21 protein-coding genes and 1 tRNA gene are annotated in these 19270 nt (G+C 59.0%); 10 read left to right on the top strand and 12 right to left on the bottom strand.

The window, feature by feature from the left end; all coding sequences use genetic code 11:
* Positions 1-323: 323 nt before the first annotated feature.
* The 3 genes from ACUTJJ_RS08460 (at position 324) to ACUTJJ_RS08450 (ending at position 3329) form a co-directional block, all read left to right on the top strand.
* Positions 324-1232 carry a diacylglycerol/lipid kinase family protein gene (locus tag ACUTJJ_RS08460; protein ID WP_144575135.1) on the top strand — a complete coding sequence of 303 codons (909 nt, stop codon included), beginning with the start codon at positions 324-326 and terminating at the stop codon, positions 1230-1232.
* 191 nt (positions 1233-1423) lie between these two features.
* The gene (locus ACUTJJ_RS08455) at positions 1424-2797 is read left to right on the top strand and encodes an aspartate aminotransferase family protein (RefSeq protein ID WP_445541872.1); all 1374 of its coding nucleotides are present in this window, start codon (positions 1424-1426) and stop codon (positions 2795-2797) included.
* Between the two features lie 61 nt (positions 2798-2858).
* Positions 2859-3329, top strand: a complete 471-nt coding sequence (locus tag ACUTJJ_RS08450; RefSeq protein WP_445541871.1) for an OsmC family protein — start codon at positions 2859-2861, stop codon at positions 3327-3329.
* Between the two features lie 3 nt (positions 3330-3332).
* On the opposite strand, the gene vapC is transcribed toward ACUTJJ_RS08450, so the two are convergent.
* The 7 genes from vapC to ACUTJJ_RS08415 form a co-directional block, all read right to left on the bottom strand.
* Positions 3333-3722, bottom strand: coding sequence for a type II toxin-antitoxin system VapC family toxin (gene vapC / locus ACUTJJ_RS08445; protein ID WP_144575126.1), 390 nt, complete (start codon positions 3720-3722; stop codon positions 3333-3335).
* Complete coding sequence (locus ACUTJJ_RS08440; RefSeq protein WP_063950999.1) at positions 3719-3949, bottom strand: type II toxin-antitoxin system VapB family antitoxin; 231 nt, start codon at positions 3947-3949, stop codon at positions 3719-3721. The genes vapC and ACUTJJ_RS08440 overlap by 4 nt, the downstream gene beginning before the upstream one ends.
* Positions 3950-4014: 65 nt before the next feature.
* Complete coding sequence (amn, locus tag ACUTJJ_RS08435; RefSeq protein ID WP_296064422.1) at positions 4015-5520, bottom strand: AMP nucleosidase; 1506 nt, start codon at positions 5518-5520, stop codon at positions 4015-4017.
* 100 nt (positions 5521-5620) lie between these two features.
* Positions 5621-5794, bottom strand: a complete 174-nt coding sequence (locus ACUTJJ_RS08430; protein ID WP_172801649.1) for a hypothetical protein — start codon at positions 5792-5794, stop codon at positions 5621-5623.
* Positions 5795-5804: 10 nt separating this feature from the next.
* Entirely contained in the window at positions 5805-5987 is a 183-nt protein-coding gene (locus tag ACUTJJ_RS08425) for a hypothetical protein (RefSeq protein WP_209089096.1), read from the bottom strand.
* Positions 5988-6140: 153 nt separating this feature from the next.
* Positions 6141-6731, bottom strand: a complete 591-nt coding sequence (locus tag ACUTJJ_RS08420; RefSeq protein WP_296064408.1) for an AAA family ATPase — start codon at positions 6729-6731, stop codon at positions 6141-6143.
* A 155-nt stretch (positions 6732-6886) separates the two neighbouring features.
* A complete protein-coding gene (locus ACUTJJ_RS08415) occupies positions 6887-7225 on the bottom strand; it encodes a DUF2147 domain-containing protein (RefSeq protein ID WP_063951003.1) in 339 nt (112 codons plus the stop codon).
* 480 nt (positions 7226-7705) lie between these two features.
* On the opposite strand from ACUTJJ_RS08415, the gene ACUTJJ_RS08410 reads away from it, so the two are divergent.
* Complete coding sequence (locus ACUTJJ_RS08410) at positions 7706-7969, top strand: sel1 repeat family protein (protein ID WP_063951004.1); 264 nt, start codon at positions 7706-7708, stop codon at positions 7967-7969.
* Positions 7970-8406: 437 nt separating this feature from the next.
* Here ACUTJJ_RS08410 and ACUTJJ_RS08405 read toward each other — a convergent pair whose 3' ends face one another.
* Both ACUTJJ_RS08405 and ACUTJJ_RS08400 read right to left on the bottom strand, forming a co-directional pair.
* The gene (locus tag ACUTJJ_RS08405) at positions 8407-9519 is read right to left on the bottom strand and encodes a pyridoxal phosphate-dependent aminotransferase (RefSeq protein WP_445541870.1); all 1113 of its coding nucleotides are present in this window, start codon (positions 9517-9519) and stop codon (positions 8407-8409) included.
* 155 nt (positions 9520-9674) lie between these two features.
* A complete protein-coding gene (locus ACUTJJ_RS08400; RefSeq protein WP_144575115.1) occupies positions 9675-10022 on the bottom strand; it encodes a hypothetical protein in 348 nt (115 codons plus the stop codon).
* Positions 10023-10340: 318 nt separating this feature from the next.
* Here ACUTJJ_RS08400 and ACUTJJ_RS08395 point away from each other — a divergent pair, with 318 nt between their 5' ends.
* On the top strand, positions 10341-11558 hold the full coding sequence (locus ACUTJJ_RS08395) for an NAD(P)/FAD-dependent oxidoreductase (RefSeq protein WP_445541869.1): 1218 nt from the start codon (positions 10341-10343) through the stop codon (positions 11556-11558).
* 7 nt (positions 11559-11565) lie between these two features.
* A complete protein-coding gene (locus ACUTJJ_RS08390) occupies positions 11566-12366 on the top strand; it encodes an aldolase/citrate lyase family protein (RefSeq protein ID WP_445541868.1) in 801 nt (266 codons plus the stop codon).
* Position 12367: 1 nt separating this feature from the next.
* On the opposite strand, the gene ACUTJJ_RS08385 is transcribed toward ACUTJJ_RS08390, so the two are convergent.
* Both ACUTJJ_RS08385 and ACUTJJ_RS08380 read right to left on the bottom strand, forming a co-directional pair.
* The gene (locus ACUTJJ_RS08385; RefSeq protein WP_296064378.1) at positions 12368-12544 is read right to left on the bottom strand and encodes a hypothetical protein; all 177 of its coding nucleotides are present in this window, start codon (positions 12542-12544) and stop codon (positions 12368-12370) included.
* Between the two features lie 90 nt (positions 12545-12634).
* Positions 12635-12973 (bottom strand): hypothetical protein, encoded by a 339-nt coding sequence (locus ACUTJJ_RS08380; protein WP_144575109.1) that lies wholly within the window; start codon positions 12971-12973, stop codon positions 12635-12637.
* A 163-nt stretch (positions 12974-13136) separates the two neighbouring features.
* Here ACUTJJ_RS08380 and ACUTJJ_RS08375 point away from each other — a divergent pair.
* The 4 genes from ACUTJJ_RS08375 (at position 13137) to ACUTJJ_RS08360 (ending at position 16721) form a co-directional block, all read left to right on the top strand.
* Positions 13137-13227 (top strand) — tRNA-Ser (locus ACUTJJ_RS08375).
* A 99-nt stretch (positions 13228-13326) separates the two neighbouring features.
* On the top strand, positions 13327-13449 hold the full coding sequence (locus ACUTJJ_RS08370) for a hypothetical protein (protein ID WP_256366750.1): 123 nt from the start codon (positions 13327-13329) through the stop codon (positions 13447-13449).
* 537 nt (positions 13450-13986) lie between these two features.
* Complete coding sequence (locus ACUTJJ_RS08365; protein WP_144575106.1) at positions 13987-15120, top strand: porin; 1134 nt, start codon at positions 13987-13989, stop codon at positions 15118-15120.
* A 518-nt stretch (positions 15121-15638) separates the two neighbouring features.
* Positions 15639-16721 (top strand): porin, encoded by a 1083-nt coding sequence (locus tag ACUTJJ_RS08360; protein WP_445541867.1) that lies wholly within the window; start codon positions 15639-15641, stop codon positions 16719-16721.
* Positions 16722-16979: 258 nt separating this feature from the next.
* Here the strand turns inward: ACUTJJ_RS08360 and ACUTJJ_RS08355 are convergent, their stop codons facing one another.
* Positions 16980-19052 (bottom strand): lytic transglycosylase domain-containing protein, encoded by a 2073-nt coding sequence (locus ACUTJJ_RS08355; protein ID WP_445541866.1) that lies wholly within the window; start codon positions 19050-19052, stop codon positions 16980-16982.
* Positions 19053-19270: the final 218 nt, after the last annotated feature.

Below are 19270 nucleotides of genomic sequence, written 5' to 3'. Positions count from 1 at the left end.
GAGAGGCGAAAGCGCGACAGCCGGCTCGGTCGCGTAAACGGCTTCGGTTTCCGCGCCAGGGCGGGCTTCGGACATTGTCGACTGGCTCATGCTGACCTGAGATGGGAGGACCCAACAGAAAAAAGGGCAAGACCGCATGGGAACGGTCTGCCCTGACTGGAGATGTGCGGTCATGAAAATGACCTTAAGTGACCCCTAACATGAAATGATGCGTTGCGGTAGAGCGATTCTCGGCAAAAGAACATCTTCACGCGATGGTGTTTGGAACCCTATATGATGAGAGACATTTACGCGCGGCTGCATTCCTCAATCGGATTGGAAACATGAAGCTCATTGCAATTTTCAATCGTGACGGCGGCACCTTTCGAACCACTGACATGGATGCCTATTGCAACGACGCGCGCGAGGTCTTCACCCGCGCCGGCCACGAGATCGATTGCCGGCTGGTTTCCGGAAAGGATATCGTCGAGGAGATGGAGCGCGCTGCCGAGGAGCCGGGCATAGAGGGCATCATTGCCGGCGGTGGCGACGGCACGATTTCCGCCGCCGCGGCCATCGCCTGGAAAAACGGCATCGCGCTGGGCATCGTGCCCGCCGGCACCATGAACCTCTTCGCCCGCTCGCTGAAGCTGCCGCTCGACATCCGCCAGGTGCTGGACACGCTGGCGCATGGCGAAATTGCCAATGTCGACATCGCCAGCGCCAATGGCCGGCTCTTCGTCCACCAGTTTTCAGCGGGCCTGCACTCACGCATGGTGCGGTATCGCAACAACCTCGCCTTCGCCTCCCGTCTCGGCAAGATCAAGGCAAGCATCCGTGCGGCCGTCAACGTCATCCTCAATCCACCCGTCTTTGAGGTGCAATATACGGTGAACGGCGAAACGCAGCATCGCAAGGTCTCGGCTATTTCGGTTTCCAACAACGAGTTCGGTCAGAATTCGCTCTTGGTGGCGGATAATGTCTCTGGCGGTCATCTCGGTTTCTATCTCACGGACCCGCTACGTCCCTCCGGCGTTGCAAAACTCGCCTTCGATATCCTGCGCGGCAAGCTCAAGGACAACGCCGCGGTGACCGCCATGACCGTGACGGACGTGGAGCTTCATTTCCCTAAAAAACGCCACGACGTGCGTTGCGTGATCGATGGCGAATTATTGCCGATGGAACGGGATGTGGCGCTGGAGGTCCATGCGGGTGAGCTTAAGGTGCTGGTGGGACGGGCGTTTTTCGCATAACGCAACCGCCTGTGAATTGGGCGATCGCCGCTTGTTTCTTCGCCCCGCCGGGGAGAAGAAGTTCGCCGCAACGTCCAGCCAGGGAACTTGCCCCCTAAAAACCTCCGGCCTTGCCAAATCGGAGCCGCCCGGCCATGTTCGGCGGGCGTGACGGCGCAAGCGCCGTTGGCTTTATGGGAGTGCGATCTGTCATGAATGAAATCTCCACGTCTCTCTCCAACCTCGCCGCCATCGATGCCGCCCATCATCTTCATCCCTTCTCCGACATGGGCAAGCTGAATGCGGCCGGCACTCGCATCATCGAGCGGGCTGAGGGGGTGTTCATCTATGACAGTACCGGCAAGAAATATCTCGACGCTTTTGCCGGCCTGTGGTGTGTGAATATCGGTTACGGACGCCGCGAAATCGCCGATGTCGTGCAGCGGCAGATGAACGAGCTGCCCTATTACAACGCCTTTTTCGGCACCACCACGCAGCCCGCGACCCTTCTGGCCCAAAAAATCGCCTCTCGCGCCGGGCCGGGCATGAACCATGTGTTCTTTACCAACTCCGGTTCGGAAGCCACCGACACCTGGTTCCGCATGGCGCGGGTCTACTGGAAGGCGCTTGGCCATCCCGCGAAAACGAAGGTTATCGCAAGACGCAACGGCTATCATGGCTCGACGGTGGCGGGCGCGTCTCTCGGCGGCATGACATGGATGCATGAGCAGGGTAACCTGCCGATCGAAGGCATTGCCCATATCGGCCAGCCCTACTGGTATGCCGAGGGTGAGGATCTCTCCCCGGCCGAATTCGGCCTGAAGGTCGCGCGCGAACTGAACGCAAAAATCGATGAGCTGGGCGAGGAGAATGTTGCGGCTTTTGTGGCTGAGCCCATTCAGGGTGCCGGCGGTGTGATCGTGCCGCCGGAGACCTACTGGCCTGAAATCGCCCGCATCTGCAAGGCACGCAACATCCTCCTCGTCTCCGACGAGGTGATATGCGGCTTCGGGCGTCTCGGCTCATGGTTCGGTTATCAGCATTTTGGCGTCGAGCCGGATCTCGCTCCGGTCGCCAAGGGCCTGTCATCAGGTTATCTGCCGATCGGGGGCGTGATCGTGTCGGACCGGGTAGCGCAGGTGATGTTATCAGAGGTCGGTGACTTCAACCACGGCTTCACCTATTCCGGCCATCCCGTCTGCGCCGCCGCGGCGCTGGAAAATCTCCGCATCATCGAGGCTGAGGGACTGGTGGAGCGGGTGCGTGACGATATCGGCCCCTATTTCTCGCAGGGCTGGAAAAGCCTTGAAGACCACGAAGTGGTGGGCGAGGCTGTCAACGTCGGCCTGATGGGCGGTTTGCAGCTAACGGCCAACAAGACGACGCGCACGCGTTTCGCCAAGCCGGACGATATTGGAACCGCCGTGCGCAATCATTGTCTGGCAAACGGCCTCGTCATGCGCGCGACCGGTGACCGCATGCTGGCCTCGCCAGCGCTGACGATCAGCCGTTCAGAAGTCGATCAAATCATCGAGACGCTGCGCAAGGCGCTCGACCATCTGCGCGATACGCGAGAGCATTTCTAGGAAAAATGGGCAACGGTTTTCCGTTAAAGAATGCGAAAAACGAATCCAAGGGAGGACTAAAATGGCAGGACAGGAACATCATTACACCGTCCAGTTGAAGTGGACCGGCAATCGTGGCAAGGGCACGTCCGGCTACCGCGATTATGAACGCGACTACACCATTTCCGCGTCGGGAAAAGCCGATATTGCGGGCTCCTCCGACCCGGCCTTCCGCGGGGATGCCGCCCGCTGGAACCCCGAAGACCTGCTCGTCGCCTCGCTCTCGGCCTGCCACAAGCTCTGGTACCTGCATTTCTGCTCGGTCGCCGGCATCATCGTCGAGGATTATGTCGACACTGCCGAGGGCACGCTGGTCATGGAAAAGGATGGCGCCGGGCAGTTCAGCGAAGTGGTGCTGAAACCGGTCATCACCATTTCGAAGGGCGATCCCGCCCGGGCGGATGAGTTGCACCATGATGCGCATGACAAATGCTTCATCGCGCGCTCTGTGAATTTTCCGGTGCGGGTGGAGGGCACGGTGAAGCTGGTTTGAGGCTCAGGCCAGTTGCAGACCGAGATGATCGGCCATCGGCTGAAAGTCTCGGTCGTTTTGCAGCAATTTATGTCCGTGCTCGATACAGTAGGTGCCGATGATGAGGTCAGCCGTTTTACGCACGGTTTTCCCAAGGCCGCGAAGTTTTCGGTAATTGGCAGCAGCTTTAACGGCAAGTTCGGGTGTCAGCATCGGCACGAATCCGAATCGCTTCAGCCGACTATGTATAGCCGCCGCCAGCTTGTCATTCCGCTCTCCCTGCAAGATTTCGAGAAGAATAATGTCGCCGATAATCACGTCGGTAAGATCGCCTATATCGTCGAGCGTTGTGACTTGAGGCGTGGATTTATTCTGAAACCAGTCAATCCAGACAGATGTATCGACAACGATCATTCTGCGGCATCTTGCGATTTGATATCTTCTGCGCTCCAGCCATTGCGCACGTCTTCCAGATCGCCACTCCAGCCGATGCCTCTCAGTTCCTGCAACGCTTTACGCCGCCCGAGATTTTCCACAAGATCGCGCAGAGCCTTCTCAACCGTCGCCTTTTTCGTCGAGAGACCTGTGATTTCCATCGCCTCGGCGATCAAGGCGTCATCAAGTTCGATGTTGGTACGCATGTAGAGGCCCTTGGTGTATCGTTTTTCGAAACAATACACCAAAGGCGCTGCGTTCGATACAGATTTTACTGGAACGCCGTTTCGTAAAAGCTTCTGAGCTTTCGCGAATGCAGCGTTTCCGTCGGCATGGCGGCGAGCTTTTGCACGGCGCGGATGCCGATCTGGAGATGCTGGGCGACCTGCGTGCGGTAGAACTCCGTAGCCATGCCGGGCAGCTTCAATTCACCATGCAGCGGCTTGTCGGAGACGCAGAGCAGGGTGCCGTAGGGCACGCGGAAGCGGAAGCCGTTGGCGGCGATCGTGGCCGATTCCATATCGAGCGCAATGGCGCGCGACTGCGACAGGCGCTTGACCGGGCCGGCCTGATCGCGAAGCTCCCAGTTGCGGTTGTCGATGGTGGCGACAGTGCCGGTGCGCATGATGCGCTTCAGCTCGAAACCCTCGTAACCCGTCACTTCCGCGACGGCGCCTTCCAGCGCCAGCTGCACTTCGGCGAGAGCCGGGATGGGCACCCAGACCGGCAGGTCGTCGTCCAGCACGTGATCCTCGCGCACATAAGCATGCGCCAGAACATAGTCGCCCAACCGCTGGCTGTTGCGCAGTCCGGCGCAATGGCCGACCATCAGCCAGGCATGCGGACGCAGCACGGCGATGTGGTCGGTGATCGTCTTGGCGTTGGAGGGGCCGACGCCGATATTGACGAGCGTAATGCCGGCATGGCCCTTTTTCTTCAGGTGATAGGCGGGCATCTGCGGCAGGCGGGCGAGCACAGCATCCGTCTCCGGCTTGTCGGAGCCCGCATGGGTGATGATGTTGCCCGGCTCCACAAAGGCCGTGTAACCCTCGCCACCGTTCTTCATCATCTGCCGGGCCCAGGCGGCGAATTCGTCGATATAGAACTGGTAGTTGGTGAACAGCACGAAGTTCTGGAAATGGCTGGCGCTGGTGGCCGTATAGTGGCTGAGGCGTGCGAGTGAATAATCGATGCGCTGCGCGGTGAAGGGCGCGAGCGGCGCGGGTTCGCCTGGCACCTGATCATATTCGCCATTGGCAATGAGATCGTCGGTATTGTTGAGGTCGGGCGTATCGAAGAGATCGCGCAGCGGCACATCCGACAACGACGATGCCGCCGCCGCCTCGACATAGGCGCCTTCGCCAAACGCGAAATGCAACGGAATGGGCGTGGCCGATTCCGACACCGTGACCGGAACGCCGTGGTTCTTGATCAAAAGCCCCAGCTGCTCCTTGAGATAATGGCGGAACAGTTCCGGTCGGGTGACGGTCGTCGTGTAGACGCCCGGCGCTGTCACATGACCATAGGACAGGCGAGAATCGACATGCCCAAATGTCGCGGTTTCGATGCTGACTTGCGGATAGCAGGCGCGATATCGGCCGGTGATCGGCGCACCCTTGGCAAGCGCCGTGAATGAATCGATCAGAAACTTCGTATTGCGCTCATAAAGCGCTGCCAAAGCAGCGACGGCCTCTTTCGGGTCCGTGAATGTCTGCGGCGCGAAAGGCTCGGGGCTGATGAAGGTGAGGGGCGGAATCGTGGGTTTTTCTATTGTCATGGCCCATTATAGGAGGCCAATTTCGACAGGCAAGCGACAGAAATACGAAGAAACCGAAAAGAAACGGAATATGCTGGCGGCGCAGGCGCCGACGGAAAATTCAGCCGAGCGCGCCGCGCTGCAGGCTCATCAGCAGAACGAAACCGGCGCCTTTTGAAGCCGGACGGGGATCGGCCTTGTAAGCGGCAAGTCCAGCCACGGGACCCAGAAAAAGCGAGGCCACCAGCGCCAGTCTCAGCGCGGAAAAAAGGCCGTTGGAAAAGTTCTTTGTCATTGGCCGTTCCTCACAGGACGACGGGGCAATTTGCCCCCTGAACCGGGTTGTGCTGGCAGGCAATGGCGGCACCGGCATTGACCCGCTGGAAACTGCGGTTCGGATTGACGACGAGCGAGGCGAAGGACATGGCGAAGATCGCCATGAGAAACGCAAAGATTGCCAGTCGGCTGATAAGCTTTGTCATGTCCATTCCCCTTCATTCGAGTTCATGGACAAAGTTTTGCCATATCGGGACTGAACGGACCCTGAGGCCGCGGTTCATATCGGGTTCAGGGATGTTAACGGCCGATGGGGGGACAAATTGGTGCCATAATCGAGCGCTGAGCGCGGGAAGCTGCGTCTCTCAGCCCGGAAAAACCAGCGCGGCAAGATGAGCCACGAGGGTCTCGATGCCCTGAGGTTTGCTGACATCGAAAACCGGTACATGATGGTCCAGCGCCGAGGAAAGCATTTCGGTGTTTTCCCTGAGCGATCGCTCCATGAACGCTTTCATGATCTGCCGGTCTCTGGGAGCGGCCTCATCGTATCGCGCCTCAGCACGCATTCGCTGAAGGAGAAAGTCATTGCCGGCATGAAGGAAAACGCCGGTAACCGCGCCCCCGAGCAGGGGCGCGATGAACTCAGGGCGAAGTGCCGCACCTTCGAGGATCGTCGGTGTGCCCGCGTCTAACCTGCTGTCGATCAACGTGCGGATCATCGGCCAGATGTTCTGGTGATGAACCTTGAGAAACCAGTGGATCGAATCTGCCGATAGCTGACGGTAAAACTCGTCAACCGCGCTCGGAATGCCGGGCCACGGTCTCCCCGGATGTCGCGCCAGGCTGTCCGTGGAGATTGCCTCCCAACCCAGCCTCTCGCTCAATTGTCCCGCGAGTGTGCTTTTCCCGACATGGGAAGTGCCGGCGATCAGAATGGTCGAAAGTGCAGGGGGCATGCGTCGCTCTCATTGGTGGGGGGCGCCACTATGAAAGAGCACATATATGGCTTCGATGCGGCCGAATGCGGGGGCCTGGGAATCGTTCACCGCATGTCGCCGGCGGGCGACGCGGTCCGCGGCGGGAGGACAGGAGCCCGCCCGCCGCCGTGTTATTACAGCCGCGTCCAAGTCTGCGATTTGCAAAGAACCTTCAGTACGCAGCCCTTCATGCTCAGCGAGCTGCCGGAAACGGTGGCGGAGCCGCTATAAGTCTTGTCGTTGGCGGGATCGGTGATTTCACCCGAATAGCTGTTCCCCTTGCCGGAAAGCTTGCCGATCTGCTTGCCGGCATGTTTGCCGGTCTTCACCGTCACGCAAAAGGCGCTGCCGCATGGCCCTATCGCCGCCGTCTCACCGCTGGCCGTTTTCCAGTTGCCTTCGATGGCTTCTGCAGCCGAGGCAAGATTGCTTCCCATCAGCAGGGCAGCGGCAATGATCATCACACGCTTCATAAAGACTCCTCCCGTCACGTCGCGCTGTTCCTTGCCCGCCTCATCCTCCGCGGGCTGGGCGGATAGTATTTGACGTTCACGTAAAAGGAAACAGAAATCTGTCGCTTCGTCCCGGCGTTCGCAGCGGTTTCCGGCAAATGGAAGAGGGCAACTGGATGTCGTTGTTTTGATCGTGGTGAAGAAAAGGTTTAAATCCAATCGTAAATCTTTCGTAAAAATCGCCGCAAAGTCCTTAATTTCCGCAGCCTGTGATATTTAACAAAACCCCAATTTTACCAATCGTTTGCAGTTTGTTTGCGGCCCATTAATCATGCCTTTTAAGCGGCCGTTGAAGGGCTGGTGGCATAGTGAACTCATCAAAAGCGCAGGGAAAACCTGCCGGCCGCAACGACCGGAAAACCGCAAAAGACGGCAGGTCGAAACGGCAGCCTCAATAAGAAGGCATTTGGCGAAACAGGCGAGAAGACAGGGATTAAAACAATGGCACGCTTTGACATCAGCGATATCGAAATGGCTGCCGGTGGCGAAACCCGCGCCGACACTCTTTGCAATCTTGGCCTGGTCTATGCGACCGGCCGAGGCTGCAAGGTCGATCTGGTCGCAGCGCATAAGTGGCTCAACATCGCGGCGATCCGCGGATCGGAAAGAGCCGCTTCCCTGCGTGCGGACCTTGCCCGCAACATGACGAAGGCGGAACTGGCCGAAGCACTGCGCGCCGCCCGCGACTGGATGACGATGCACTGACTTATCCCTGACACGATTTTCAGATTTCCGGCCGGGTTCCCTCCAGTCCCTGCGGCCGGTGCAAACGAAAGTAAACCCGAAGGGGAACGCGGCGAGGGCTTTGAAAAGAGGCTTTTGCGCTGACACATCAAACCGCGACCGGCAGGAACAAGGCCGGCGCGGTTTTCTTATGTCCGGCTGTGTCCGATGCCGAAAAATGATTCGCGGGCAGGGATTTGCGGGAGGATGTTGAATCGCATTCGCATCCCCCTGTGATGAGGATGAAACCGCTACGGCAGTCATGACGGATGCGGTTTTCGAATCGCTTCCTTCTTCCGTCATGCCGGACCTGATCCGGCATCCAGCCACGCCGCGTCTGCGGCGTAAAAGGGTCTTTCGCGAGCAAGGATTTGATCGCGATGGATTCCGGATCAAGGCCGGAATGACGGCACTCAATATCACCCCAGCGCCTTCAGAACCTTCGGTAGCGCCTGTTCGAACAGGTCGAGCTTGTCGTCCGGGCCGACGCTGACGCGGATGCAGCGGTTGAGCGGGGCGACGCCCGGCATGCGGATGAAGACGCCGTGGTCCATCAGTCCGTCCACGATGGCGCGGGCAAAGGTGCCGTCGCGGTGGCAATCGATCGTGACGAAATTGGTGGCCGATGGAAGCGGGGAGAGGCCATTATGACGAGCGATCGCGGAAATGCGCTCACGAGCCGCGGCGATTCTGCCAACCACCTCGTGCAGATAGGCCTGATCCTTCAAGGCTGCGAGTGCCCCGGCGACCGAGATGCGGGCCATGCCGAAGTGATTGCGGATCTTGTCGAAGGCTTCCACATTGCCGAGCGTACCGATGGCGTAACCGACGCGCGCGCCGGCAAGACCGTAGGCTTTCGAGAAAGTCCGCATGCGCAAAATGTTCGGCTGGCCGATCAGCGCGTCGATGGCGGGCACCGCGCTCGCGGGCGCCGTCTCGCAATAGGCCTCATCCAGAATGAGAAGGCAGGTTTCCGGCAGCGCTCGCGCAAAAGCAATCACGTCGCTTGCATCCCACCAGCTGCCCATCGGGTTGTCGGGATTGGCGAAATAGACGAGCGGGGCATCTTCCTTGTGAACCAGATCGAGAAGCCCGTCGAGGTTCTCGTGATCATCCACATAGGGCGTGGTGACGAGCTTTCCGCCAAAGCCGTTCACGTGATAATTGAAAGTCGGATAGCCCCCAAGTGAGGTTACAACAGGCGTGCCCGGGCCGACGATCAAACGGGCGATTTCCCCAAGCAAGCCATCGACCCCGCCGCCGATGGCAATGTTGCCGCGGGCGACGCCGTGGTGAATGGCAAGCGCTTCCTTCAACTGAAAATTTTCAGGATCGCTGTACATCCAGGTGTCGGCTGCGGCATCCCGCATGGCCAACAGCACGGAAGGGGCAGGACCAAAGCCGCTTTCATTGGCGCCGATCCGCGCCTCCACCTTCAACCCCCGGTTCCGCTCGATGGCCTCGGGACCAACGAAAGGGACGGTAGAGGGAAGCGAGGTGGCAAGTGGCGTGAGGCGAGAAAAGGCTGACATTGGCTTCAGAGTTCCGGTACCTGTGTTAAAACCCGGCTCACAATAGGTGCAAAAAAACCGGACGCAAGGCGCGGCCGGTTCTTGAATGGCTGTTTTGGAACAGTTTTTCCCTCCCTGACCAGTGAGAGAAAAATCATTGGAGTCGCATCAGGCGCTCACGCGCTGGTCTCGAAGCTGAGCCGGCGGACATGGTGCAGGAACTCGGCATCGATCAGCATGTTGAAGCCGATCGTGACCTTTTCCTCCTCACGCCGGATCAATGTGCAGCCGATCTCGTCGCGGATACCGAGGATTTCCAGATAGAAGTTGGTCGGCATCTCCAGATGCGGGCTGACTTCGATTTCCGCGCCGTAGAGGGAAATGGTCCGCACCAGGCAGCGAAGCGTTTCGCTGGCGCTGAGGTGATGCCCGATGAAGGTAATCTTGCCGGGACGGTCAATCTGAAATTTCTCGTACATCTCGTCCTGAGGGACGTTCTGACTGATATCCATATGCAAAGCCATGACAACCTCCCGGATTGCCTCTCTCGTGACAATTTTAACGCCGCTTCCTTGCCAGGGCATGAAGAAAACAAGCGCAATTCTCTTCAGTCTGTCCCGAACTCGACCAGCCTCATATAGCAAGCCAACTTGGAGATATTAAAAATGCGCCGGGGCCCATCCGGTTGCAGCACGTGTTGATAATGCGCCACGCTTGCACCGGGCTGATCTCGATCGTGCGCGGTTGACTGTAGCCGTACTTGGCGTTACGCCTCATCCTGCAATATGGCTTCGCGACGGCTCCTTGAAGCGGGTGGTTCGTGATTGTTCGAGGAGTGGACTGTGACGGGAAGGCTGGTAATCGTCGGGGCGGGGCAGGCCGCTTTCGCGCTGGCGTCGAAGCTTCGGTCGCTGAAGGACGAGCGACCGATCACCATCATCGGCTCCGAGGACGCCTATCCCTATCAGCGGCCGCCGCTTTCCAAAAAATACCTTCTGGGCGAGATGAGCTTTGACCGGCTGATGTTCCGGCCGGAAGGATGGTATTCCGAAAATAACGTCGAAATCCGGCTGTCCACCTGGGTGGAAGAGATCGACCGCGCCGGCAGCACAGTGCGCATGCAGGATGGCAGCACGCTTTCCTACGACAGGTTGGTGCTGGCAACCGGCGCATCGCCCCGTCTCTTGCCTGCCAGCATTGGTGGCGATCTCGAAGGCGTCTTGACCGTCCGCGACAAGCGCGATGCCGACCGGCTGATGGAAGAGATGAAGCCGGGCCGCCGGCTGCTGGTGATCGGCGGCGGTTATATCGGTCTCGAAGCGGCCGCCGTCGCCCGCAAACTCGGCCTAGAGGTAACGCTGATCGAGATGGCTGACCGTATTCTCCAGCGCGTCGCGGCGAAGGATACCGCCGATATCATGCGCGGCATTCACCAGGCGCAGGGCGTATCGATCCGCGAAAAAACCGGCCTTGTGCGCCTTGTGGGCATGGATGGCCGCGTGGCCGCTGCCGAGCTTTCCGATGGTTCTGTGCTTGATGTGGATTTCGTCATCGTCGGCATCGGTGTGACGCCGAACGATCGCCTTGCCCGCGAATCGGGTCTGGAGGTCGGCAATGGCATTGTCGTGGACGATTACACCCGGACCTCCGATAGCGCTATCCACGCGGTCGGCGATTGCGCTCTGCTGCCCTGGCGTGGCCAGAACGTGCGTCTCGAATCGGTGCAGAATGCCGTCGACCAGGCCGAGGCCGCCGCCGCTGTTCTGGCCGGCACTGATGCGGCCTATGATCCCAAGCCCTGGTTCTGGTCCGATCAATATGACACGAAGCTGCAAATTGCCGGCTTCAATCTCGGTTACGACGAAACGGTGCTGAGGCAGGGTGCCCGGGAGGGCAGCTGGTCCGTCTGGTACTTCCGCGATGGCCGGTTCGTCGCTGTCGATGCCGTCAACGACGCCAAGGCCTATGTTGCCGGCAAAAAGCTTCTCGATACCGGTGCGGAGCCGGATCGTGCCATCCTGGTGGACCCGTCCGCCGATCTGAAATTGCTGCTCTCCTGAGGAAATCATGCCCGCTGCCGAAAACCGTTTCAAAACCGCCATCCATGCGGGCAAGCCGCAAATCGGCCTCTGGCTCGATATGGGCGAGGCTATTACGGCGGAAATCGCTGGGACGGCGGGGTTCGACTGGCTGGTGATCGATGGTGAACATGGACCGAATGACCTGCGCAGCATCATCGAGCAGTTGCGGGCGCTTGCGACGTCTCCTGCCGAGCCTGTCGTGCGGGTGCCTGTAGGCGAAAGCTGGATGATCAAGCAGCTGCTGGATGCCGGCGCCCGCACGCTGCTCGTGCCGATGGTCGATTCGGCGGAGCAGGCGAGGGGCCTTGTCAGCGCCATGCATTACCCGCCGCGGGGCATTCGCGGCATGGGTGCTGCTGTCGCCCGCGCCTCGGCGTTCAATACCATCACCGATTACGCCGACACCGCTTCAGACAGCGTGTGCCTGCTGGTGCAGGCCGAAACGCGGGCTGCGATCGACGATCTCGATCATATTCTGGCTGTAGAGGGTGTGGACGGCGTCTTCATCGGTCCGGCTGATCTCGCGTCCGATATGGGCTATCTTGGCCGCTTTGACGAGCCGGAAGTGCAGAAGGTTATCGAGGCGGCGATCACCAAGATCGTCAAGGCAGGCAAGGCCGCCGGCATCCTCACCTTCAATGAGGCCTATAATCGCCGTTACCTCGAGCTTGGCGCGTCCTTCGTGGCGGTCGGCGCGGATGTGACGGCGTTTTCCAACACCCTTCGGGCTCTATCGGCCCGCTACAAGGGCGGAGCGACGCCCGCACCCTCCCGATCCGGATACTGATCTAGTCGTCGTTGCTGGCGTTCAGCTTTTCCGGCGGGATGCCCTGCTCGCCGGAAGCAAGGTAACCACCATTGATGAGAGCGGCGCGAATGATGCGCTGGATGGCCTCGTCCCTGTCGATGCCGTGATCCCTGGCATAATCCGACAAGGCGGATTCAATATCGTCGCTGAAATGCATGTTTGCCCCCTAGTTCTCAATCGACGGTGTCTGAAATGACAAAGGCAAGGCGGGTTGACCGCCTTGCCTTGTCTTTTATGTTATCAACAATCAGCGCCAGCGATAAAGGCTGCTGGACGTATTCTGCTGCGTGCTTGTGCCGACCGCATAACCGATGGCAAAACCGAGTGCGCCGACGATCGTCAGCAGCGAGGTTGCCGTGCCGGGGTTTTCCTTGACGGCTTCCACGACGTTCTGGCCCTGGGCCTTCACGTTGGATGCCGCCTTGCGAACGCGACCGCGGGCTTCATCCAGAAATTCCGACGCATCTTCACTCACGCCTTCGGCGCGGGCGGAAACGGATTTGGAGAGCGAAGCGATCTGCGAGCGAAGCTCGGCAATCTGGTTTTCAATCGTGTCTTCGACAACATTCAGTTTGGTCTGAGCCATTTGAACACCTCTTTTGTTACCGTGGCGAAAACGTATCGGCCTTAAAGAAGTTCCCGAATTGTGCGCAAAGTTTGGTACACGTCGCGGCCGGCTCAAAGGTTTTTCGGGTTCTTGGCGAAAAAGCCTTGCAATCATTTTTTTTACGCAATAATCAGGCCGCACCGGAGAGGTGGCCGAGTGGTCGAAGGCGCTCCCCTGCTAAGGGAGTATACGTCAAAAGCGTATCGTGGGTTCGAATCCCATCCTCTCCGCCATCCTGCATCGCGACCGTTCCGTTTTATCCCATTATATACTGCCGCGAACTTTAGACCGCGAGCTTTGTTTGGCTGCCTTCCAGCGGAAGGAATTACGCCATGCGCATCGTCTTATCCCTGCTCGCCGCCGCCATCCTCATAGCTGTCATTGCCTATACCATGACCGGTAATGGCACAGTCGAGCAGCAGCCATCGCCGCACGCGATCGATCAGGGCGGATAACCCCGTTCATGCCTCTCCGGTGCGGGCGCGCGATTCGGACCGAAAGGCTTTTCAAGGCAGACCTGCGGGAATCGCTGCTCAAAATAGTCATACGAATCATCGCGCTGAGATTCGTGCCGCGCTTGAGCGCCCGACGCGGGCCTATCAGATCGCGCCCCTCCTGAGGAGAAAAACGGTACAGGATCCTTGCCTAACCCCGACGCCGCCGGGTGTCTGCTGCTGCCCCGTATATCCGTCAACTTGCCGTTAACCGCGCTAACTAACGGATTCTCAAGCAATTTCTTAACGTATCGTAAACGTAATGACCGCCCTGGTGGCCGTTGTGTGTTGTTTCCGCAACAAGCCGAAATGAAGCATATACGTAAATGCGCTTTATCGGATGTTGGCGATTGCAAGCGGCGAAACGTTTTGTATTTTCACCACCAGAAGCGAGGCGGTGGATCGTTTGGCTTCTAAGAACACGGGAATGGGGCAGGGAATGCTGTCCTTCGGCGAAAGTACCCAGACCCATTTAAAAACTTTGACTGGAGGTCAACCATGAACATCAAGAGCCTTCTCATCGGCTCCGCTGCAGCTCTCGCAGCAGTTTCCGGCGCTCACGCTGCCGACGCAATCGTCGCTGCTGAGCCTGAGCCCCTGGAATACGTTCGCGTTTGCGACGCTTTCGGCACCGGCTTCTTCTACATCCCCGGCACCGAAACCTGCCTGAAGTTCGGCGGTTACGTTCGTTTCCAGACCGACATCAACCGCGGCACGGGCTTTGGCGTTAACACCAACAACCGTACGTCTGACTGGAACTCGTTCACGCGTGCCCAGTTCGAAATCGACACCCGCACGGACACCGAACTCGGCGCTCTGCGTGGCTTCATCGGCTTCCGCGGCAATGCTGACTCGGGTTCTTCCTCGCAGTCTTCCGTATTCGTTGACCAGGCTTTCATCGAACTCGGCGGCCTGAAGGTCGGTAAGTTCTACAGCTGGTGGGACGATGGTCTTTCTGGTGAAGCTGACGTTCTCTCCACGAACGCTCTCTTCAACTCCATCCGTTACACCTACGACGCTGGCTCGTTCTGGGCAGGCGTTTCGGTTGACGAACTGCAGGGCACTGACGGCCAGTTCCGTCGTCTCGTTACTCCGGCAGTTGGTCCTGCCTTCACTGTTCAGGACGAAGTTGACAATAACGTTGGCGTAACCCTCGGCATGGGCGCTAAGCTCGGCGCAGCTTCGCTGCAGCTGATCGGTTCCTACGACACCGACATGGAAGAAGGCGCTGTTCGCCTGATCGCAACTGCTGACCTCGGTCCGGGCACGCTCGGCCTGGCTGGTGTTTGGGCTTCCGGCGCAAACGCTTACTACGCAGAATCTGAGTGGGCAGTTGCTGCTGAATACGCAATCAAGGCAACTGACAAGCTGACCATCACCCCCGGCGGTCAGTACTTCGGTAACGTTGCTGAGCGCGCCGTTATCGGCACGACCACTGCTGGCGTATTCGCTCCGACCGGCATTGCAATCCTCACCAACGACTGGTCCAACCGTGACGCTTGGCAGGCTGGCCTGACCGTTGACTACAAGATCACGCAGGGTCTCTCCACGAAGGTTGCAGTTAACTACTACGACGAAGACGAGCGTTCCTCTTCCTGGAACGGCTTCGTTCGCCTTCAGCGTTCGTTCTAATCTGATCTGACATTGTCAGTGATGGAAAGCCCCGGCAGCAATGCCGGGGTTTTTTTATGAAAATTGTGACGACCGAAAGAGCGCGGTATCTTTGGGGGGGAGGGGCGGCGCTCATCCGACGCCCTGAAACTTCAGTCGTCATTATCCGCGCGGCAGGTCGAAAACATGTCGATTCGATGCCCGCTGGCCATGACCGTCCGGCTTCGCGCTAAACAGAAAAGTTTCCGACACCCACCAAAAGCAAAGGAAGCAATTTATCTCCATATTTATACGGAACAGCTAAGCCCTTGTAGAATCTATCGAATTAACGAAGTTTTAGGAAATTGCCTTCCTGCTTTCGAATTGTATCAATTTCGCAACAAACAAAAACTAAGGACACCTTACTGTCTTCCTTTTGTCACGATTGAGATTGCCCTGTAGCGGCGTTTTGGCTCTAATCGAATCCATAGGCAGCACGCATTGAACATGCGCTTCCCACCCGCTGCTTACGCAATTTGGCGTTTGACTGGAGGTCAATCATGAACATCAAGAGCCTTCTTATCGGCTCCGCTGCAGCTCTCGCAGCAGTATCTGGCGCTCACGCTGCCGACGCTATCGTCGCTGCTGAGCCTGAGCCCCTGGAATATGTTCGCGTTTGCGACGCGTTCGGCACGGGCTTCTTCTACATCCCCGGCACCGAAACCTGCCTGAAGTTCAGCGGTTACGTCCGTTTCCAGACGAGCTTCGGCCGTGATCAGATGGGGACGTCTGACTGGAACTCGTTCACGCGCGCCCAGTTCAACGTTGATACCCGCACCGACACCGAACTCGGCGCTCTGCGTGGTTTCATCGAATTCCGCGCTGATGCAGAAAGCGGCTCTTCGTCTTCTTCCGGCGTTGAAGCTCGTCAGGCATTCATCGAGCTCGGCGGCCTCCGCGTTGGTAAGTTCTACAGCTGGTGGGACGACGATCTCTCTGGCGAGACCGACCTGCTCTCCTCGAACACCCTCTTCAATTCCATTCGTTACACCTACGACACCGGTTCTTTCTGGGCAGGTATCTCGGTTGACGAGCTTCAGGGCACCGATTCGCAGTTCGTCACCATCAATCCCGTTGTTGGCGGCGGCTTCACACTGTCGCAGGAAGTTGACAACAACGTTGGCATCACCGCTGGCGTCGGTGGAAAGTTCGGCGCTGCTACGCTTCAGTTGATCGGTTCTTACGACGTCGATCAGGAAGAAGGCGCCATCCGCGCAATGGTATTTGCGGACCTCGGACCTGGCACCCTCGGCCTTGCTGGTGTTTGGGCATCTGGCCCCAACGCTTACTACGCTCTTTCCGAGTGGACGGTTGCGGCGGAATACGCCATCAAGGCCACCGATCGCTTGACGATCACCCCGGCAGTACAGTATCTGGGCAACGTTGGCGACAAGGTTACGGTTGGTGGATCTTCGCTGATCGTTTCCAACGACTGGTCTAATCGCGATGCCTGGACCGCTGGCGCAACGATCGACTACAAGATCACCGAAGGTCTGAGCACGAAGATCACGGCGAACTACTACGACGAAGATGGCCAGGACGATCAGGTCACCGGTTTCGTCCGTCTTCAGCGCGACTTCTAATCTAATCTGACTTTGTCAGTGATGGAAACCCCGGCAGAAATGCCGGGGTTTTTCGTTTGATGCCCTCGGCGATGAGAAGCGGTTTCCACGCAAAAGCCCAAAGCTGCGTCGAGCCGATGCTTGACCGTCTCCGGAGATGAGCGTTAGGCGACTAAAGAGAGCTTTCCGATAGAAGTGCGTCGTGTTTTTTGTGGCTCGAGACCGTGTCAACACAGGGAGATCAAGCGCGTCTGCTGATCCGTCTAAATGGGACGTGCTTTATCCCGCCCGCCCATGGCGCAGGTCATCGACGATGTCGGATTGCTGGCCAAGCCTTGTCTTATAGACCTGGTAATTCTCCATCACACGCTGCACATAGTTGCGCGTTTCGGGGAAGGGGATGCGCTCGATCCAGTCGACCACATCGTCGATCGGCTTGCCGCGCGGGTCGCCGTAGCGGGCGATCCATTCCGGCACGCGCTTCGGACCTGCATTATAGGCGATGAAGGTGAGGATGTAGGATCCGCCGAAGCTATCGATCTGTTCGCCGAGATAATGGGCGCCGAGCGTGGCGTTGTAGCCGGCATCGCTCGTCAACATGGCGGGGGTGTAGGGCAAGCCGTGGCGGCCGGCCACGCCCTTGGCGGTGCCGGGCAGCAGTTGCAGCAGGCCGCGCGCATTTGCGGGGGAGACGGCAGCAGGGTTGAAGGCGCTTTCCTGGCGCGCAATGGCATAGGCAAGCGCCTTGCCGGAGGCGGCAATATTGGCGCTGGCGGGAATGACGCCCAGCGGATAGGCAAGGGCGGCCGCATCGATGCCGCGGCTGAAGGCGGTCTTGCCGATCTGTAGCGAAACCTGATGATTGCCGTTGCCTTCGGCTCGTGCGGCGAGAATCGCAAGCTCGCCGGGGCTGTCGAGCTGCTCGGCAAGCGAGCGATACAGGCTGTCGGCCCGCCAGGCGTAGCCGGCGGCCTCAAGGCGGTCGATGGCGCGCACGGCTTCGCGGCCGGCAAAGCGTTCTCGGTCGCCGTTGCTTGGGCTTGGATAGGTGACGTTGAGCGTCTTCGTGCCTATCCGCGCCGCAGCCAGCTGGCCATAAAATGTGCCGGGATGAGCCGCCGCTTTGGTGAAGAAGTCCCGCGCATTGCCGGGTCCGCCCGCTTCCGCCGTCCGTCCGAGCCAATAGTAGGCGCGTGATGCGGAGAGCGGCCGGTTCGAGGTCTGCAGCAGCGCATTGAAGTGGCGCGAGGCCGCCGCCGGATCGCGCAACGCTCTCAGCGCATACCAACCGGCATGGAACTCCGCATCGGCAATATCGACGGGGGAGGTGGCGGAATGGTTGGCGACAATGCGGTACGCTTCAGCAAAATCACCGAGATCGGCGACGCCACGCGCAATGATACGTCGCTCGTTCCACCATTCACCGGGATTGACGAGTTTTGCCGTGTCCTTCGGTGCCTGGCGTAAAAGCACGGCAGCTTCAGGGTATTTCTGCTGGTTGCGCAGGTTCTCGATGCGCGCGAAGAGATAGGTAGGGTCATTGCGCCAGGAGGTGTCGACTTTGCCCAGCAAGGCCGTGGCATTCGCGGATCGCTGCAGGACGGCGGCCCAGGCGTTGTAGAGCGACTGCGCCTTGCCGAGGTCGCCGAAACGCTTCGCCTGGCTGATCCGGCTGCGATACATCAGATAGTCCATGCGCGCCTTGTGGTCGGCGGGCGTCAGATAGGTGGGAAACGTGGCAAGCACACGGTCTTCCATGTCCTTGTCCATGCCCTCGGTCACCCAAAGCTGGCGGATGAGGGCCTGAGATTCGGAGATTTTGCCAGTCGCAGCAAGCGCCTTGGCAAGCGCCACGCTCCCCTCGGCAGTTTCCGGCCGGCTGTTGCCGAAGGCCGCAAGCACCTGAGAGGCGGGCGGGTATTCACGGTAGAGCGCTTTTTCGGAATTGGCGCGCAGGGTCGCAGCACCGGGCCAGCCAATAAGGTCTCGCTGGGCCGTGGCAATCTCGGCGGAGGATACATCCCGCTGGCCGGAAACGGCAATTGCCCAGGTCAGGATATGGCGATCAAGACTGCCCGTCGGCATGGCGTTCCGGAGCGCAATCGCGCGCGCAGCATCCCGGCTGGAAAGCGCGTCTAGCCCGGCCTTCAACTGGCTGGTGTCATCCGGGCGGTTGAGCCGGGGTATCGCGCCGGTGACCTCGGGGGAGGCGGGCATGAAGGCCGGCACGGTCGGCGCATTCGGCTTGACATAGGGAAGCGGCGCCGTACCTTCCGGCAGCGGTCCGGCCAGTGCGTTCCATACGGTTGCGGCAAGCCCCGCCGCCATCAATCCCCAGACTGTCTTCTTCATGCCGCTCTTCATCGTGTGACGGATCTGTCGACTTTCCTGTGATATTGCCTCATTGCAGCGGAATTGCCGGATACGGCTGATGTCCCGCCTGGGAATCTTGGGATTTCAGGCTTAATGAAATCTTAATTTCCGCCTTGCAATTCAATCAACTTTTATTCACCGGCCCGCGAGCGGCGTCCCTTTTTAGCCGCAGCTATTCCCATGCGCCGGTCGGGGTC

The organism is Agrobacterium sp. DKPNP3 (genome assembly GCF_052686535.1).
Note: the sequence above shows the minus strand (reverse complement) of the source record. Positions and strands in the feature narration are given on the sequence as shown.

Coding starts and splice junctions, on each gene's coding strand:
- ACUTJJ_RS08460 (WP_144575135.1), top strand. CDS start 324: ATGAAGCTCATTGCAATTTTCAATCGTGACGGCGGCACCTTTCGAACC.
- ACUTJJ_RS08455 (WP_445541872.1), top strand. CDS start 1,424: ATGAATGAAATCTCCACGTCTCTCTCCAACCTCGCCGCCATCGATGCC.
- ACUTJJ_RS08450 (WP_445541871.1), top strand. CDS start 2,859: ATGGCAGGACAGGAACATCATTACACCGTCCAGTTGAAGTGGACCGGC.
- vapC (WP_144575126.1), bottom strand. CDS start 3,722: ATGATCGTTGTCGATACATCTGTCTGGATTGACTGGTTTCAGAATAAA.
- ACUTJJ_RS08440 (WP_063950999.1), bottom strand. CDS start 3,949: ATGCGTACCAACATCGAACTTGATGACGCCTTGATCGCCGAGGCGATG.
- amn (WP_296064422.1), bottom strand. CDS start 5,520: ATGACAATAGAAAAACCCACGATTCCGCCCCTCACCTTCATCAGCCCC.
- ACUTJJ_RS08430 (WP_172801649.1), bottom strand. CDS start 5,794: ATGACAAAGAACTTTTCCAACGGCCTTTTTTCCGCGCTGAGACTGGCG.
- ACUTJJ_RS08425 (WP_209089096.1), bottom strand. CDS start 5,987: ATGGACATGACAAAGCTTATCAGCCGACTGGCAATCTTTGCGTTTCTC.
- ACUTJJ_RS08420 (WP_296064408.1), bottom strand. CDS start 6,731: ATGCCCCCTGCACTTTCGACCATTCTGATCGCCGGCACTTCCCATGTC.
- ACUTJJ_RS08415 (WP_063951003.1), bottom strand. CDS start 7,225: ATGAAGCGTGTGATGATCATTGCCGCTGCCCTGCTGATGGGAAGCAAT.
- ACUTJJ_RS08410 (WP_063951004.1), top strand. CDS start 7,706: ATGGCACGCTTTGACATCAGCGATATCGAAATGGCTGCCGGTGGCGAA.
- ACUTJJ_RS08405 (WP_445541870.1), bottom strand. CDS start 9,519: ATGTCAGCCTTTTCTCGCCTCACGCCACTTGCCACCTCGCTTCCCTCT.
- ACUTJJ_RS08400 (WP_144575115.1), bottom strand. CDS start 10,022: ATGGCTTTGCATATGGATATCAGTCAGAACGTCCCTCAGGACGAGATG.
- ACUTJJ_RS08390 (WP_445541868.1), top strand. CDS start 11,566: ATGCCCGCTGCCGAAAACCGTTTCAAAACCGCCATCCATGCGGGCAAG.
- ACUTJJ_RS08385 (WP_296064378.1), bottom strand. CDS start 12,544: ATGCATTTCAGCGACGATATTGAATCCGCCTTGTCGGATTATGCCAGG.
- ACUTJJ_RS08380 (WP_144575109.1), bottom strand. CDS start 12,973: ATGGCTCAGACCAAACTGAATGTTGTCGAAGACACGATTGAAAACCAG.
- ACUTJJ_RS08370 (WP_256366750.1), top strand. CDS start 13,327: ATGCGCATCGTCTTATCCCTGCTCGCCGCCGCCATCCTCATAGCTGTC.
- ACUTJJ_RS08365 (WP_144575106.1), top strand. CDS start 13,987: ATGAACATCAAGAGCCTTCTCATCGGCTCCGCTGCAGCTCTCGCAGCA.
- ACUTJJ_RS08360 (WP_445541867.1), top strand. CDS start 15,639: ATGAACATCAAGAGCCTTCTTATCGGCTCCGCTGCAGCTCTCGCAGCA.
- ACUTJJ_RS08355 (WP_445541866.1), bottom strand. CDS start 19,052: ATGAAGAAGACAGTCTGGGGATTGATGGCGGCGGGGCTTGCCGCAACC.